Origin of the sequence: Rhodococcus sp. NBC_00297 (assembly GCF_036173065.1) — a bacterium.
In the GTDB taxonomy this organism is placed as follows: Bacteria; Actinomycetota; Actinomycetes; order Mycobacteriales; family Mycobacteriaceae; genus Rhodococcoides.
In genome coordinates, this window is the sequence record NZ_CP108041.1 from 3,769,698 (window position 1) to 3,784,679 (window position 14,982).

Below are 14,982 nucleotides of genomic sequence, written 5' to 3' on the forward strand. Positions count from 1 at the left end.
ACATGGTGGTCGTGGGCGCGCCCGGTGTCGTGACGAAGAAGCAGGTGCTGGCGTGGGGTTTCTGGGACTGGGGCGGTGCCGCCTTCCAGGCCGTGATCCTCACGTTCGTGTTCTCGGTGTACCTGACCGACTCGGTGGGTGCCGATCTGCCCGGCGGAGTGTCCGCCACGTCGTGGTTGGGGTGGTCGCTCGGCATCGCCGGAGTTCTGGTCGCGGTCCTGGCTCCCGTCTCCGGTCAGCGCAGCGATGCCAGAGGTCGCCGCAAACGGCTCCTCTTCGTACTGTCGACCGCGACCGTCGTGTGCATGGCGGCACTGTTCTTCGTGAAGGACGACTACCACTACCTGTGGCTGGGCCTGATCCTGCTGTCCGTCGCCTCGGTGCTCTTCGAGGTGGCGCAGGTGCCCTACACCGCGATGCTGCGTCAGGTCTCGACGCCCGACAATCTGGGTCGGGTGTCCGGATTCGGCTGGGCGATGGGCTATTTCGGCGGCATCGTCCTGCTGCTTATGTGCTACTTCGGGTTCATCGACGGCGACGGCGACGAGCGGGGCCTGCTGGGCATCACCACCGAGGACGGCCTCAACATCCGGCTCGTGGCGCTGCTCGCGGCGGTGTGGTTCCTCGTGTTCTCGCTTCCCGTGCTCTTCGCGGTTCCCGAACTCCCCGTCACCGACCCCGAGGCGGCGGCCGCGCGAGCCGGCTACCTCGAGTCGTACCGCGTGCTGTGGCGCGACGTGTCCGAGCTGTGGCGCATCGACCGCCGCACCGTGTGGTTCCTCGTCGCGAGCGCTCTGTTCCGTGACGGTCTGGCCGGGGTCTTCACCTTCGGAGCGGTGTTGGCCGTCACCGTGTACGGCATCTCCAGTGCCGACGTGCTGCTCTTCGGGGTCGCCGCCAACGTCGTCGCCGCACTCGGCGCCGTCGTCGCGGGGCGTGTCGACGACGTGCTGGGGCCCAAGCTCGTCATCGTCGTCTCGCTCGTGTCGATGATCGTCGCCGGGCTGGTCCTGCTCGCCGTCTCCGGTCCCCTGATGTTCTGGATCTTCGGACTGATCCTGTGCCTGTTCGTCGGACCCGCACAGTCGGCGTCGCGCACCTTCCTGACCCGCATAGTTCCGCCCGGCCGGGAAGGCCAGATGTTCGGCCTCTACGCCACGACGGGACGCGCGGTCTCGTTCCTCGCTCCGAGCCTCTTCGGACTCTTCGTCTTCCTCTTCGACGCGGATCGGGCCGGCATCATCGGCATCGTGCTGGTGCTGGCGGCCGGGCTACTGGCCCTGCTCCGCGTCGCGGCACCCGAGGGTGATCGGGGGAGGGACGCGGCGGCGTGAAGGTCGACCACAAGAAGGAGATCGCGACGTACAGCGCTCGACTCGGGGTGTTCGACGTGGTCGAGGTGCCGCCCCTGCAGTACCTCACGATCGACGGGGACGGTGATCCGAACACGACCGCCTGGACCGACGCGGTGTCGTCTCTGTATCCGCTCGCGTACGGCCTGAAGTTCCTCGGCAAGCGCGAACTCGGCAGAGACCACGTGGTGATGCCGCTCGAAGCGCTGTGGTGGGCGGACGACTGGGCGTCGTTCACCCGCGAGCGGGACCCGTCGCGATGGCGATGGACCGCGATGATCATGACCCCCGACTGGATCACGGCCGAGCATCTGGAGACCGTCCGCGAACAGAAGGCGGGCCCGCGGACTGGCGACGTGCGCCTGAGACGTCTCGACGAGGGGCTGTGCGTGCAGACGCTGCACGTCGGGTCCTACGACGACGAGGCGCCGGTGCTCGCGCACATGCACGACGTCGTCGTCCCGGCGCACTCGCTCCGGATGACGGGACGTCATCACGAGATCTATCTCGGCGACCCACGGCGTGTGGTGGCCGACAAACTGAGAACGATTCTGCGACAACCGGTCACGCGCTAACGCGCGAGGATCTCGTCCGCCAGTCGGTCCGGATCGTCCTCCGGCACCCAGTGGCTGACACTCAATTCGACGAACTCGTACGGGCCGGTGACGTGCTGGGCACACCGCTCGGCGGCGGCGCGGCCGACCGCCGTGTCCTGGTTACCCCACACGTAGGTGGTCGGCACCTCGACGGACGGGAGATCCGCGAAGTCGCGCGTCATGGCGCGGTACCACTCCAGCGCGGCGGTGAGCGTCTCACGCCGGCCGACCACCGGAAGATGCTGCGAGACGATCGTCGGATCGGCGGCACCGGAGAACATGGCGATCAACCGGCGGGCGTCGTCCTCGAGCAGCAGATCCTCCGCCTTGCCGGGCTGACGGAAGAGCGTCATGTACTCGCTGCGCTTCTTCTGGTCCTCGTCTTCGCGGATCGCCCACCCGAAGGCGGCCGGGTGCGGGACGGACACTGCGGTGAGGGTGCGCACGCGATCCGGATGCAGCGCCGCGACGTACCAGGCGACGATCGACCCCCAGTCGTGCCCCACGAGATCGACTGCCGCGAAGCCCAGTTCGTCGAGCATTCCGATGACGTCGGCGACCAGCAGATCGATGCGGTACGCGTCGGTACCGGTCGGACGGGCACCGGGGGAGTACCCGCGCTGGTTCGGCACGACGACGTCGCGGCCCGCGTCCGCCATGCGGATCGCCACGTCGCGCCAACTCGCGGACGTCTCGGGAAAACCGTGCAGGAGAAGGGCCGGGCGGTCGCCGGGGGTTCCGTAGCGGTCCGCGTCGAAGGTCAGGTCACCGACTGAGATCTGCATGGGGAAAGGCTATCGGGTCCTCACGCTCCGAGGGCGGCTGCCGACGTCCGTGCGCCGCGGACGTTCCGAGGCTGCCACTGGCCCATTCCCAGCATGATCACGCGCAGCTGGGACAGCGCGCGTTCGACGATGTCGCGTTCGGCCGCGCCGGCGGGCGTCACCTCGACCAGGTCCACCACCGTCGCCAGCATCGTGTTGACAATGAGGTCGGCGACCATCTCGAGATCATCGCCGGGCCACGACGACAGGGCGGGGATCCGGGACAGGTCCTGAGTGAGCTCGTGCACGATCATTCGCAGTTCGGTCTCGATCGCGCGCCGGACCTCCACCACCCCGCCGGACCGTTCACGGATCAGGAAGCGGAACTGGACGTCGTGTTCGCGGATCTCGCCCACCAGCAGTTCGAGCGACTCGCGCGCGTTGTCCGCGGACGGGTGACGACGGACGTCGCGCAGGATCTTGCGAAGGACGCGCATGCTGTCCTCGACGACCGCGACTCCGAGGTCCTCCATCGACGCGAAGTGGCGGTAGAACGCCGTCGGCACGATTCCTGCCGCGCGCGTGACCTCCCGCAGGCTCACGCTGGAGAAACTGCGGTCCGCGATGGCGTCCAGCGTTCCGTCCACGAGTGCCCGCCGGGTGCGTTCCTTGCGTTCGGCCCTGCTGGCCGTCGTGGAACCTACGGAATTCTCGGACATTCCTCGACATTAACCGACATCGGTGTATGGGTGTGCACTTCCGCCGCGCGAGAGCCTGGCGGGTCACTGCTGCTCACGGTACGTGTCCGTCGTCACATTGGCCTTGAAAGTTGCCGGTACGGGCTGTCACACTCGGTTCCAGTGAACGAGTGTGCACTGGAGAAGTGATCCGGTCACCGGCCCGTCATTCGAGGAGGACGACTTGAGCATCGCCACCACCCCCACATCGCGCGGCCGTCGCAGTTCGCTGCTGTCCAGGTTGCGGCCCCGGTTGCTCGAGACGCTGACGACGCCGCACGCGGTCGATCGGTACCTCGAACTCGTCGACCCCATGATGACGGTCGACGACATGCGCGCCGAGGTCGTGGCCGTCCGTCACCAGACTCCCGACACCGTCACGCTGACGCTGCGCCCCACGTGGCAGTGGAAGGGGTTCGCCGCCGGCCACTTCGTGCAGATCGGCGTCGTGGTCGACGGCGTCCGGCACACGCGTTGCTACTCCCCGGCCGGTACCGCCGGAACCGACGACGACACGATCGAGCTCACCGTCAAGGCTCAACCCGACGGCATCGTGTCCAATTACCTGGTCGCCTCGGCGAAGCCCGGTCTCGTGGTCAATCTCGCGCCGGCCACGGGCACCTTCGAGCTCCCGAGCCCGCGGCCGGACCACGTTCTGCTGATCAGTGGTGGAAGCGGCATCACCCCGGTGATGTCGATGCTGCGCACGCTGGTGCACGAGGGGTACACCGGACGCGTGGCGTTCCTGCACTACGCCTACACGGAGAACGACGTCTGCTACCGCGCCGAACTCGACCGCATCGCGGCCGAGAACGACAACGTGGACGTTCTGTACGCGTACACCGATCAGCAGAACGGTGGTCATCTGCACGGATTCTTCGACACCGAGCATCTGAACGTCGCAGCACCCTGGCACGCCTCGGCGCAGACGTTCCTGTGCGGGCCGCCCGGGTTGATGAAGGGTGTCAGGTCGGTGTTCGACGAACTCGGACTCTCCGAGTCGTTGTTCTCGGAGGAGTTCGTCACCGCAGTTCCGGTCGTCGACGGGGATGCCTCGGGAACCGTGTCGTTCTCGGGTTCGTCCGTCGAGGCGGAGAACGACGGCGCCACCCTCCTGGAGCAGGCCGAGAATGCCGGGCTGACACCGGAATTCGGCTGCAGGATGGGAATCTGCTTCACCTGCACGGCAATCAAGAAGTCGGGATGCACCCGCAACGTCAAGACCGGTGAGCTCGACTCCGATCCGGACAACGAAATCCAGCTCTGCATCTCCGTCCCCGTGGGCGACGTCGACATCGACGTCTGACCCATCCACATACTCGAAGAGGAGGTCACCATGTTCGGACTCTCACTGTCCTTTCTCCCGTTCATCGGTTCCAGCTCGGCGCCCGACACCACGACGTCCGGCGTCGACGTGCTGGACGAGCCGGGCACCGACGGACCCGTCGTCCTGAGCTACGAAGCCGTGGAGGAACTCGGGCGCAAGCTCGACGACCTGCGCGCCCGCACCGTCGCGGACCTGGGTCAGGAGGACCGCGACTACATCTTCAAGATCATCAAGGCGCAGCGCGGACTCGAGGTCGCCGGTCGCGGACTGATGTACTTCGGCTTCTTCCCGCCGGCCTGGATCGCCGCCGTCAGCGCCCTGAGCCTGTCGAAGATCCTCGACAACATGGAGATCGGTCACAACGTCATGCACGGCCAGTACGACTGGATGCGTGAGCCGGGCCTGAACTCCAAGGTCTTCGAGTGGGACAACACCTGCCCCGGTGACCAGTGGCGCCACTCGCACAACTACATGCACCACACGTACACCAACATCCTCGACATGGACCGCGACATCGGTTACGGCATCCTGCGGATGGACAGCGCGCAGAAGTGGAACCCGTACTACCTGGGCAACCCGATCTACGCGTTCCTGCTCATGACCTTCTTCGAGTGGGGCGTCATGCTGCACGACCTGGAGGCCGAGAACGTCATCCAGGGCAAGCGCAAATGGCACGACGTCAAGCCCCTGCTCGAGGGCTGGTGGAAGAAGGCCGGACGACAGGTCCTCAAGGACTACATCGTCTTCCCCGCCCTGACCGGGCCGATGTTCGTGCCGACGCTGGTGGGCAACTTCACCGCCAACATCGTCCGCAACGTGTGGGCCTACTCGATCATCTTCTGCGGCCACTTCCCGACGGGCGTGCAGACGTTCACCGTCGAGGAGACCGCGCAGGAAACTCGCGGCCAGTGGTACGTGCGTCAGATGCTCGGCTCCGCGAACATCGAGGGTGGGCAGCTGTTCCACATCATGTCCGGCAACCTCTCGCACCAGATCGAGCACCACCTCTTCCCGGACCTGCCCGCGCACCGCTACCCGCAGATCGCGCCCGAGGTCAAGGCACTGTGCGAGGAGTACGGCCTTCCGTACAACACTGGTGGCTTCTTCCATCAGATCGGTACTGTGTGGGGCAAGATCTTCCGGCTCGCCCTTCCCGACCGTTTCACCGGTGTGGACAAGGTGACCGGTGTGATCATCGAGCGCGAAAAAGCTGCAGCCTGAGAGGTAAGTGCCATGGTGGGCAAGTTCGAACGCAACAAGGACACAGTGCAGGACCTGACCGAATCGGCAGCCATGCACGTCGGGCGGATCGCGGTGATCATCGCGACCGCGGTCCGCGACGTCACCCGAGAGATCGGTGACCTGGTCACCGACGGTATCGAAATGCGCGAGGCCTCGCGTCGCGCAGAATCCGATACGCGCACCTTCGAAGTGATCGAGGGGGACTTCGAGGAGTCGTCCAGGCGGTCGAACGGTCGCTGACCCGGAGCCTCACGACGGCGCCGCACCCATGACGGGTGCGGCGCCGTTGTCGTGTGGGGGGGAGGGCTTAGCTTCGCGCACCGCGGTTCGTCCCGTGCACTCCCCATCGGGGGAGCACCACGCGAACTGCGCCGCGGGGTATGTGCGCCCGGCATGGGTGCGCACGGCGGCGGGGTCGGTCACACTGTCCCGATGAAGGTGACGGACGAGGAGCGGCGCAAGATCCTGGTGCACCGGCATGCCGTGGGTCTGGGGTCGTCGCTGACGCCCGAGGACGTGGTCCAGCGCATCGTCGCGCTCCACGCCACGGATGCGGCGAGCGTGTCGTTGCAGGTTCTGGCGCGATCGACCACCGCGACCCTGGACGACGTGCGCGACGCTCTGTACACCCGCCGCTCGCTGGTGCGGGTCATGGCGATGCGCCGCACCCTTTTCGTCATCGACAAGCAGTTCATGCCCGTCGTGCAGTCCGGTTCGAGCGCCGGGGTGGCCAGAACCCTGAGAACGCGTCTGGCGAAGCAACTCTCGACCCTGCCCACCGACCCGGTGATCGATGACGTGCCGGCGTTCCTCGACCATCTCGAGTCGGGTGTCGATGCGGCACTGGCTGCGTCGGGCACCGCGACGGGAGCCGAGTTGTCCACCGCCGTACCGGAACTGCGCACCGCGTTCCTCCCGACCACGGACAAGAAGTACGACGTCCGTCGCTACGTGACGTCGTCGCTGCTGACGTTGCTGTCGGCGGAGGGGCGCATCGTGCGCGTGGAACCGCGGGGGAACTGGACCTCGCGCCACCACACGTGGGCACCGGTGAGCGCGTGGTGGCCCGACGGTGTGCCGCCGATCGAGGAGGCGGATGCGCGAGTTCGCCTGGCGCGCACCTGGCTGGAGGCGTTCGGTCCGGCGACTCCCGAGGACCTCCAGTGGTGGACCGGATGGAACAAGGGTCACACTGTCAAAGCCCTCGCCGCTCTCGACGTCGAGGAGGTCGAGCTGTCGTCGGGTGGGGGAATCATGCTGCGCAGCAGCGACATCAGCGGTGCCGACGGGGGTGTGGCGCTGCTGCCCGCGCTGGATCCGACGCCGATGGGGTGGAAGGATCGGCGATGGTTCCTGCCGGACGAGTACCGACCGGATCTGTTCGACACGTTCGGAAACGTCGGCCCCACGGTGTGGTCGAACGGCCGGGTGGTCGGCGGTTGGGCCGTACGCGGCGCCGGTGAGGTGGTGTTCCGGTTGTTCGAGAAGGCCGACGAGGAGCAGGTCGCGGCGGAAGCTGCACGTCTCGAGGCCCATCTCGACGGCGCGTCCATCACCCCGACCTTTCCGACTCCGCTCGAGAAGGCGCTGCGGACAGGATCAGGGAACTAGGCCTGCACGCCGGGCGGCGTGCGCGGCTTCGTGTCTGGTCGACGCGTCGAGCTTGGCCATGATCGACTTCATGTAGCTCTTGACTGTGGACACGGTGAGGCCGAGCTCCTCGGCGATGGCGATGTTCGACCGGCCCAGCGCCACCAGCGACAACACGTCCCGTTCGCGGGCCGTCACGTGCGGAGCGGACGGTATCGGTGCGGCGGGTTCCAGGAAGGCGCGCATCGAGTCGAGCACGGACGTGAGCTCGGGTGCGTCCGACCGTGCCGCGACCGCCCGCAGCCGCGTGTACGTCTGACGGACGTCCTCGCGCAGCCGGTCGGCAGCGCGCCGCGCCTCGTCGACGGCGAGGTCCTGGCCCAGAACCCCAGCTTCGAGGGTCAGCACGTCGAGCACGCGATCCCCGATGTGCCCGGCCGTGTGCATCGCGCCGTAGAGCACGCCGACGGCTGTCCGCCCGACGACGACGGGGGCGGCGATCATGGCGCGCAGGCCCTCGGCGGAGATGATGGCGTCGTATCGGTGGCTGATCTTCGGAGTCCGCATGTAGTCGTCGAGCGCGACGGTGCGATTGACCTGCAACACCTTGCCGCCGAGACCGTGACCTGCCTCGAGTTCGACACCGTCGAGCGCCCCGACGGACTGCCCGGCGAAATGGCGCAGCGTCAATCGCCGTCCCGCGGTCATGACTCCGCCGAAAGCGAGCGTGACGCCCGAACCGGCGCGCAACCGGTCCACGGCGGCGTCGAAATGTGTGTCGATCATGGTCTCCGTCTTCCTACCCTCTTCGGAGGGTATCGGGCCGCGAGTGTTCCGCGCCACACTCTCACCATGACGACCTTGACCGACGATGTCGCACGCCTGCTGGCGACCTACGGATCCGCCGACGCCGACCTCGCCGCCCTGCTGTGCGACGACCACGACCCGGCGGCGATCGCGTTCACCTTCATCGAAGGCGATCTCACGGCGCGCGACCTCACCTACGGCGAGCTGCACGAGCTGTCGGCGCGATTCGCGACGGGCCTCGCCGAGATGGGCGTCGGCCGGGGTGACCGCGTGGGAGTGTTGATCAGCAAGCGGCTCGAACTGGTCGTCGCCCTGCTCGGGCTCTGGCGACTCGGCGCGGTGCACGTCCCGCTGTTCACCGCCTTCGCTACTCCGGCGATCGCGATGCGCGTCGAGGCCGCGCAGGCGCGCGTCGTCATCACCGAGACCGACCAGCGCGAGAAGCTCGACTCGATCGAGGGCATCACGGTGATCGAGACGGGGGAGGGCTTCGACGCTCTGGTTCGTGAGCACGAGCCGATGGCGGCCTCGGTGGCCGTGGGCGGCGACGGTGTGATGATCCAGCTCTTCACCAGCGGCACGACGGGAAAGCCGAAGGGCGTGCCGGTGCCTGTGTCGGCGCTGGCGTCGTTCGTCGCCTACATGACCTACGGCCTCGACGTGTCCGAGGACGACGTCTTCTGGAACGCCGCCGACCCCGGCTGGGCCTACGGGCTCTACTACGCCATTCTCGGCCCGATGGCGATGGGCCGTCGCAGTCTGATGCTGCATGCCGGCTTCACCCCCGCGCTCACGGTCGCGGTGATGCAGAAGTTCGAGGTCACCAACTTCGCGGCGGCGCCGACGGTGTACCGGAGCCTGAGCAAGGACCCGTCGGTCGGTGGCATCACGTTGCGACGGGCGTCGTCGGCGGGGGAGCCGCTGACGCCGGACGTTCTGGTGTGGTCGGAGACGGCGCTCGGCGTGCCGGTGCGGGATCACTATGGCCAGACCGAGCACGGAATGGTCATCGTCAACGCCTGGCACGACGCGGTGCGTGAGCCGCTGATCCCTGGTTCGATGGGAAAGCCGTTGCCGGGCTTCACCGCCGGAGTCGTCGAGGATCAGATCGGCTTCGAGGTGGCGGGCAGCCCGCTGATGTGGTTCACCGGGTACGTCGACGCTCCCGACAAGACAGCCGAACGGTTCACCGACGACGGGTCCTGGTACCTGACGGGCGATGCCGGACGAATCGAGAACGGCTCCTACTTCTTCTCCGCGCGTAACGACGACGTCATCATCATGGCCGGCTACCGGATCGGGCCCTTCGACGTCGAAAGCGTTCTCGTGGAACACCCGTCGGTCATGGATGTGGCGGTGGTGGGCCAACCCGACGACATCCGCGGAGAGGTGATCGAGGCGTACGTCGTTCTGGCGGAGGGCGTCTCGGGTACCGCCGAGTTGGAGTCCGAGCTGCAGCAGCTGGTGAAGTCCAACTTCGCCGCGCACGCCTACCCGCGCACGGTGCACTTCGTCGACGCACTGCCCAAGACGCCCAGCGGCAAGGTGCAGCGCTTCCTGCTGCGCCGGAGCCGTCAGCCGGGCAGCAGCGCTCGGAACTCGGGGCAGTAGGCGCCGATCGCGGTACCGACGATGGCGCCCGCGGCGCTCTCGTCCCATTTGCCGCGGCTGCCCGTCGTGACGGCGTCCACCTCGGCGATCACCGGCTGCCCCTGCTGCAGTTCGGCGCAGATGCCGCGTCCGAGAATCTTCATCGTCTCCGGGTCGGTGTACTCGATGGCGCCACTGTCCAACCCTGCGATGAAGAGGTCGTCCGCGGCGACGGCGTCGGGCCCCGTCGGCACGGAGGGACCGGCCACCGACGGCGTGCTGGGCGCCTCGGACGTCGAGGTCGCCGGAGCCGGGTCGTCGGCCGGGGGTGTCGCCGGGTCACCGCCGCACCCCGCCACGCTCAGAGTCGCGAGGAGCAGAAGGGTAGCGGTGCGGCGGGTCACCGGTGCGACGTTACCGCTCTCGTGGTGATCCAATGACCGCGTGAAGCGCACCCACGACCGCCGCCGCGATGCCCACGTGGCGCTGGGTCTCGCCGCTGTGGCGGGCTTCGTCGACGCCGTCGGCTTCCTCGCTCTCGGCGGCTTCTTCGTCTCCTTCATGACGGGCAACACCACTCGGGCGGCCGTCGAACTCACTGCGGGACATCTCGGTGCGGCGTCCGTCGGGCTCGTGGTGATCGTGTCGTTCGTGGGCGGGGTCGTCACCGGGTCGCTCGTCGGCGACCTCGCCGGCCGGCGTCGTAAGACCGTCGTCCTCCTGCTCGTCGCGGTACTGCTGGCGGCGGCCGGCGTCGTGCACCTCGGCGGCGGCGCGACCCTGGTGTCCGCTCTGATCGTGGCGGCAGCGATGGGCGCCGAGAACGCGGTGTTCGAGCGGGACGGCGGCATCAGCCTCACGTACATGACCGGGACGCTCGTGACCATGGCACGCACGATCGCCGCTCGGATCCACGGGCGCAGCTCGGAATCCTGGGTCCGCCCGCTGTTGATGTGGGCTGCGCTCGCGGGCGGAGCGATTCTCGGCGCCGCGGCCTTCGCGATCGTCGGACTCGGCGCACCCGTGGTGGCGCTGATCGCGGTTCTCGTGGCTGGCGTCGTCGTCTTCTCGATGGGCGAATGAGCGCCGTGGTGCCCCCGGCAGGATTCGAACCTGCGACCAAGGGATTAGAAGGCCCTTGCTCTATCCCCTGAGCTACGGAGGCGTGCATCGGTGTCCGATGCGCCGTCGAGTGTAGCGAGGCGCTGCGCCCTGCCCGGGCCGGAGGTGCGGCTTAGACTTCTCGCTCCGAGGGAAGGCATCAGGCGTGCAGGACGTGATGGACCAGGTGCTCGCGGCATGGCGCGCGGGGGAGTCCGTGGGCGTGGGCACCGTGGTGCGCACGTTCCGATCGGCACCGCGTCCGCCGGGTGCGTCGATGGCTGTGCTCGCGGACGGCAGAGTCGTCGGGTCGGTGTCCGGTGGCTGCGTCGAGGGCGCGGTGTACGAGGCCGCGCAGAACGGTGAGGCGGGTCTGCATCGCTATGGAGTCAGCGACGACGATGCGTTCGCGGTGGGTCTGACTTGCGGGGGCATCCTCGACGTCTTCGTCGAGACCGTGTCCCGATCGACCTTTCCGGAGCTCGGCGCGGTGGCGTCGGCGATCGCGGAGCACCGGCCGGTCGCGGTGGCCACTGTCCTCGAGCACCCCGATGCTGCGCGGGTCGGTACTCGTCTGGTCGTCGACCCGGTGGCGGCGTCCGGCACGCTCGGGTCGCCCCGCGCGAATGCCGCGGTGATCGACGACGCCCGTGGCCTTCTCGAAGCGGGCCGCACCGACGTCCTGCACTACGGCCCCGACGGTCAGCGGCGCGGCGAGGGAATGACGGTGTTCGTGAACTCCTTCGCGCCCCGTGCTCGCATGATCGTGTTCGGTGCGATCGACTTCGCGTCGGCGGTGGCGCGTCAGGGTGCGCTGCTCGGCTATCGCGTGACCGTCTGCGATGCGCGGCCGGTGTTCACGACAACCGAGCGATTCCCGACGGCCGACGAGGTGGTCGTCGAGTGGCCGCACCGCTACCTCGAGCGACTGCAGGCCGAGGGTGAGATCGACGAGCGCACCGTGATCTGCGTACTGACCCACGACCCCAAGTTCGACGTGCCGCTGCTCGAGGTGGCGTTGCGGCTGCCCCGCGTCGGCTACGTGGGTGCGATGGGGTCGCGGCGAACCCACGACGATCGGGTCGCGAGACTGCGCGAGGTGGGAATCGGCGACGACGAGCTCGCGCGACTGTCGTCCCCGATCGGGCTCGACCTCGGCGCCCGGACACCGGAGGAGACGGCGGTGTCGATCGCGGCGGAGATCGTCGCGAGGCGGTGGGGCGGGAACGGACGGCCGCTGGGGGAGCGCGAGGGACGCATTCACCATTGACGCCCCTCGCGAGTACGTCCGAACTGCTGCTGCAGCACGGAGGATCACGACGTTTCCGGCGTACTCGCCGGAGGGGGTGACGTGTGAGTTGCGCGTCTACTACGTCCCGTAGGTGCTGCGATGCCGGTCACCTCCTACCCTGGAGGTATGGCAACGACTGAGGCACCGCGTTCCGCGACCGCGGAACCGGACGGTGGGGCGCGACGAGCCGGATCGGCAGGCGTGTTCGCGAGTGCCGGACTGATCGCCGCGGTGGTGGCCGGCCTGATCGTCGCGCTGTCCGCATCGCAGGCGTTGGTCCTGCTCGGCATCCCGGATCCGGGTCCGGTGACGACGTACGGTCTGCCCGCTGTGCGCGCGCTCGGGGAGGTCGCGGCCGTCATCGCCGTGGGCTCTCTGCTGCTCGCAGCCTTCCTCGTGCCGCCGCAGAGATCGGGCGTCCTCGACATCGACGGCTATCGCGCGCTGCGCACCGCGTCGTCGGCGGCAATCGTGTGGGCGGCCTGCGCGATCGTGCTGGTGCCGCTGACCCTCTCGGACACGTCCGGTCAGCCGGTGTCCGAGGCGCTGCGTCCCGAGAACCTGTGGTCGGGCCTGTCGCAGATCGAGTTGGCCCGCGCGTGGCAGTGGACCGCGATCATCGCGATCGTGCTCGCACTCGGGACACGTGCCGTGCTGCGGTGGTCGTGGACGCCGATCCTGCTGGTGGTCGCGCTCGGCTCGCTCATGCCTCTCGCACTGTCGGGGCACTCGTCGTCCGGTGGATCGCACGACATCGCCACCAACAGCCTCATCCTGCATCTTCTTGCCGCGTCGCTCTGGGCGGGCGGACTGTTCGCCGTCCTGGCGCATGCCCGTCGCGCCGGCGCGCACACCGATGTCGCGGCGCGCCGCTTCTCTGCAGTCGCCACGGTGGCGTTCGTGGTCATGGGTGTCAGTGGAGTGGTCAACGCCTTCGTCCGCGTCGAGCCCGCAGATCTGTTCGACACCACCTACGGCCGACTCGTACTCGCCAAGGTCGTCGCCCTGGTCGTCCTCGGCGTGTTCGGCTACACCCAGCGTCGACGCGCCCTGCCCGCGCTCGCCGCGGACCCGACGTCGCGCGCGAATCTCGTGCGTTTCGCCGGTGCCGAGGTACTGGTCTTCGCGGCCACGATCGGGCTCGCGGTCGGACTCTCCCGGACACCGCCCCCGCTGGGGAGCGCTCGGGAGCTGACGCTCACCGAGGCGGAGTTGGGGTACGACCTCACCGCGCCCCCGAGCCTCGGGCGTTTCCTCTTCGACTGGCGGTTCGACCTGATCTTCGGCACCGCCGCCGTCGTCATGGCCGTCGTCTACCTCCTCGGCGTTCGTCGACTGCGGGCCCGTGGCGACGCATGGCCGGTGGGTCGCACGATCGCCTGGGTCCTGGGCTGCGCGACGCTGCTGTTCGCGACGTCATCGGGTGTCTACCGCTACTCGATGGCGATGTTCAGCGTGCACATGGGCTCGCACATGGTGCTGTCGATGCTCACCCCGGTGCTGCTCGCGCTCGGCGGCGGCGTGACCCTGGCCCTACGGGTGCTGCCGGCGGCCGGCCGGGACGGTGTGCCGGGACCGCGCGAGTGGATCCTCGAGGCCCTGCACAGCCCGGTGTCCCGGTTCCTCACCCAGCCCCTGGTCGCGGCCGTCATCTTCGTGGGTGGCTTCTACGCGCTCTACCTCGGCGGCATCTACGGCGCGACCGTCGACTCGCACGGCGCCCACCTGCTGATGAACGCGCACTTCCTGCTGAGCGGCTACCTGTTCTACTGGGTCGTCATCGGCGTCGATCCGGCACCGCGTCGATTGTCGCCCGTGACCAAGCTGGCGATGGTGTTCGGATCGCTGCCGTTCCATGCCTTCTTCGGTATCGCGCTGATGAGCACCGAGACGGTGATGGGCCAGACCTTCTTCCGCGGCCTGTCGCTGCCGTGGAACTCCGACCTCCTGGCGGATCAGCGACTCGGCGGCGGCATCGCGTGGGCGACGGGCGAGATCCCGCTGATCCTCGTCATGCTGGCGTTGCTGGTGCAGTGGTCCAACACGGACCGGAAGGAAGCAGTCCGCACGGACCGGGCGGCCGATCGCGACGACGGTGCGGACCTCGCGGCGCACAACGCGATGTTCGCGGAGCTGGCGCGCCGCGAGCGTGAGCGCAGTTAGAAGACCAGACCGCGCAGGGCGAGGAAGCGGAGTCCGCCGACGAGGGCGGTGACTCCGACCAGGATCAGGGCCGACAACGCGGCGCCGGCGGTCGGCAGTGCGACGTCGAGCGCGGTCAGCGCTGCGGTGCTGGCGCCCAGACCGATGAGTGCCAGTCCGCCGCCCTCCCACTGCGCGGTGAACCAGCCCACCCGATCGGCGGCGTGGAACGTGAGACGGCGGTGCAGTTCGTTGGCGAGAACGGTCGACGCCACTGCTCCGACGGCATTGGCCACGATGGAACCCTCGCTGTGCATCGCGACGAACACGGCGACGTAGAGGACGTTGCTGAGCCCGCCGACCAGTGCGAAGCGGACCAACTGGGGGAACGCTCCGTCACTGCGCAGCGCCACCAGCATCGGATGCCCGGGGTGCGAGGGAAG

The 14,982-nt window shown here is 68.2% G+C and carries 15 protein-coding genes and 1 tRNA gene; 10 read left to right on the forward strand and 6 right to left on the reverse strand.

Annotation, left to right across the window (positions count from 1 at the left end):
* Window positions 1-2: 2 nt before the first annotated feature.
* Both OG947_RS17830 and OG947_RS17835 read left to right on the forward strand, forming a co-directional pair.
* Window positions 3-1,334, forward strand: coding sequence for an MFS transporter (locus tag OG947_RS17830; RefSeq protein WP_328812537.1), 1,332 nt, complete (start codon window positions 3-5; stop codon window positions 1,332-1,334).
* Entirely contained in the window at window positions 1,331-1,927 is a 597-nt protein-coding gene (locus OG947_RS17835) for a GyrI-like domain-containing protein (protein ID WP_328812538.1), read from the forward strand. Before OG947_RS17830 ends, OG947_RS17835 begins: the two co-directional genes overlap by 4 nt.
* Here OG947_RS17835 and OG947_RS17840 read toward each other — a convergent pair.
* The gene (locus OG947_RS17840) at window positions 1,924-2,733 is read right to left on the reverse strand and encodes an alpha/beta fold hydrolase (RefSeq protein ID WP_328812539.1); all 810 of its coding nucleotides are present in this window, start codon (window positions 2,731-2,733) and stop codon (window positions 1,924-1,926) included. The two genes, OG947_RS17835 and OG947_RS17840, sit on opposite strands and share 4 nt — an antisense overlap.
* A 20-nt stretch (window positions 2,734-2,753) precedes the next feature.
* Window positions 2,754-3,431 (reverse strand): TetR family transcriptional regulator, encoded by a 678-nt coding sequence (locus OG947_RS17845; protein WP_056446144.1) that lies wholly within the window; start codon window positions 3,429-3,431, stop codon window positions 2,754-2,756.
* A 202-nt stretch (window positions 3,432-3,633) separates the two neighbouring features.
* On the opposite strand from OG947_RS17845, the gene OG947_RS17850 reads away from it, so the two are divergent.
* The 4 genes from OG947_RS17850 (at window position 3,634) to OG947_RS17865 (ending at window position 7,629) form a co-directional block, all read left to right on the forward strand.
* Window positions 3,634-4,755, forward strand: a complete 1,122-nt coding sequence (locus tag OG947_RS17850) for a ferredoxin reductase (protein WP_328812540.1) — start codon at window positions 3,634-3,636, stop codon at window positions 4,753-4,755.
* A gap of 30 nt (window positions 4,756-4,785) precedes the next feature.
* On the forward strand, window positions 4,786-5,997 hold the full coding sequence (locus tag OG947_RS17855) for a fatty acid desaturase family protein (protein WP_328812541.1): 1,212 nt from the start codon (window positions 4,786-4,788) through the stop codon (window positions 5,995-5,997).
* Between the two features lie 12 nt (window positions 5,998-6,009).
* A complete protein-coding gene (locus OG947_RS17860; protein WP_328812542.1) occupies window positions 6,010-6,258 on the forward strand; it encodes a hypothetical protein in 249 nt (82 codons plus the stop codon).
* Between the two features lie 192 nt (window positions 6,259-6,450).
* Window positions 6,451-7,629: a winged helix DNA-binding domain-containing protein gene (locus OG947_RS17865; RefSeq protein WP_328812543.1), complete on the forward strand. Its 1,179-nt coding sequence runs from the start codon at window positions 6,451-6,453 to the stop codon at window positions 7,627-7,629.
* Here the strand turns inward: OG947_RS17865 and OG947_RS17870 are convergent.
* Window positions 7,618-8,394 (reverse strand): helix-turn-helix transcriptional regulator, encoded by a 777-nt coding sequence (locus OG947_RS17870; protein ID WP_328812544.1) that lies wholly within the window; start codon window positions 8,392-8,394, stop codon window positions 7,618-7,620. The genes OG947_RS17865 and OG947_RS17870 overlap by 12 nt on opposite strands.
* Window positions 8,395-8,460: 66 nt before the next feature.
* Between OG947_RS17870 and OG947_RS17875 the strand changes: the two genes are divergently transcribed.
* Window positions 8,461-10,026, forward strand: coding sequence for an AMP-binding protein (locus tag OG947_RS17875; protein WP_328812545.1), 1,566 nt, complete (start codon window positions 8,461-8,463; stop codon window positions 10,024-10,026).
* Here OG947_RS17875 and OG947_RS17880 read toward each other — a convergent pair.
* Window positions 9,990-10,409 (reverse strand): DUF732 domain-containing protein, encoded by a 420-nt coding sequence (locus OG947_RS17880; RefSeq protein ID WP_222647485.1) that lies wholly within the window; start codon window positions 10,407-10,409, stop codon window positions 9,990-9,992. The two genes, OG947_RS17875 and OG947_RS17880, sit on opposite strands and share 37 nt — an antisense overlap.
* Before the next feature lie 40 nt (window positions 10,410-10,449).
* Here OG947_RS17880 and OG947_RS17885 point away from each other — a divergent pair, with 40 nt between their 5' ends.
* On the forward strand, window positions 10,450-11,088 hold the full coding sequence (locus OG947_RS17885; RefSeq protein ID WP_328812546.1) for a YoaK family protein: 639 nt from the start codon (window positions 10,450-10,452) through the stop codon (window positions 11,086-11,088).
* 6 nt (window positions 11,089-11,094) lie between these two features.
* Here the strand turns inward: OG947_RS17885 and OG947_RS17890 are convergent.
* Window positions 11,095-11,170, reverse strand: a tRNA-Arg gene (locus tag OG947_RS17890).
* 114 nt (window positions 11,171-11,284) lie between these two features.
* On the opposite strand from OG947_RS17890, the gene OG947_RS17895 reads away from it, so the two are divergent.
* Complete coding sequence (locus tag OG947_RS17895; RefSeq protein ID WP_442973134.1) at window positions 11,285-12,376, forward strand: XdhC family protein; 1,092 nt, start codon at window positions 11,285-11,287, stop codon at window positions 12,374-12,376.
* Between the two features lie 147 nt (window positions 12,377-12,523).
* The gene (locus OG947_RS17900) at window positions 12,524-14,560 is read left to right on the forward strand and encodes a cytochrome c oxidase assembly protein (RefSeq protein WP_328812548.1); all 2,037 of its coding nucleotides are present in this window, start codon (window positions 12,524-12,526) and stop codon (window positions 14,558-14,560) included.
* Here OG947_RS17900 and OG947_RS17905 read toward each other — a convergent pair.
* Window positions 14,557-14,958: a GtrA family protein gene (locus OG947_RS17905; protein ID WP_155957030.1), complete on the reverse strand. Its 402-nt coding sequence runs from the start codon at window positions 14,956-14,958 to the stop codon at window positions 14,557-14,559. The genes OG947_RS17900 and OG947_RS17905 overlap by 4 nt on opposite strands.
* Window positions 14,959-14,982 lie beyond the last annotated feature (24 nt).

Bases quoted from the DNA above. Each gene is read 5' to 3' on its own strand.
- OG947_RS17830 (WP_328812537.1), top strand. From the start codon at position 3: ATGGTGGTCGTGGGCGCGCCCGGTGTCGTGACGAAGAAGCAGGTGCTG.
- OG947_RS17840 (WP_328812539.1), bottom strand. From the start codon at position 2,733: ATGCAGATCTCAGTCGGTGACCTGACCTTCGACGCGGACCGCTACGGA.
- OG947_RS17845 (WP_056446144.1), bottom strand. From the start codon at position 3,431: ATGTCCGAGAATTCCGTAGGTTCCACGACGGCCAGCAGGGCCGAACGC.
- OG947_RS17855 (WP_328812541.1), top strand. From the start codon at position 4,786: ATGTTCGGACTCTCACTGTCCTTTCTCCCGTTCATCGGTTCCAGCTCG.
- OG947_RS17860 (WP_328812542.1), top strand. From the start codon at position 6,010: ATGGTGGGCAAGTTCGAACGCAACAAGGACACAGTGCAGGACCTGACC.
- OG947_RS17865 (WP_328812543.1), top strand. From the start codon at position 6,451: ATGAAGGTGACGGACGAGGAGCGGCGCAAGATCCTGGTGCACCGGCAT.
- OG947_RS17870 (WP_328812544.1), bottom strand. From the start codon at position 8,394: ATGATCGACACACATTTCGACGCCGCCGTGGACCGGTTGCGCGCCGGT.
- OG947_RS17875 (WP_328812545.1), top strand. From the start codon at position 8,461: ATGACGACCTTGACCGACGATGTCGCACGCCTGCTGGCGACCTACGGA.
- OG947_RS17895 (WP_442973134.1), top strand. From the start codon at position 11,285: ATGGACCAGGTGCTCGCGGCATGGCGCGCGGGGGAGTCCGTGGGCGTG.
- OG947_RS17900 (WP_328812548.1), top strand. From the start codon at position 12,524: ATGGCAACGACTGAGGCACCGCGTTCCGCGACCGCGGAACCGGACGGT.
- OG947_RS17905 (WP_155957030.1), bottom strand. From the start codon at position 14,958: ATGCTGGTGGCGCTGCGCAGTGACGGAGCGTTCCCCCAGTTGGTCCGC.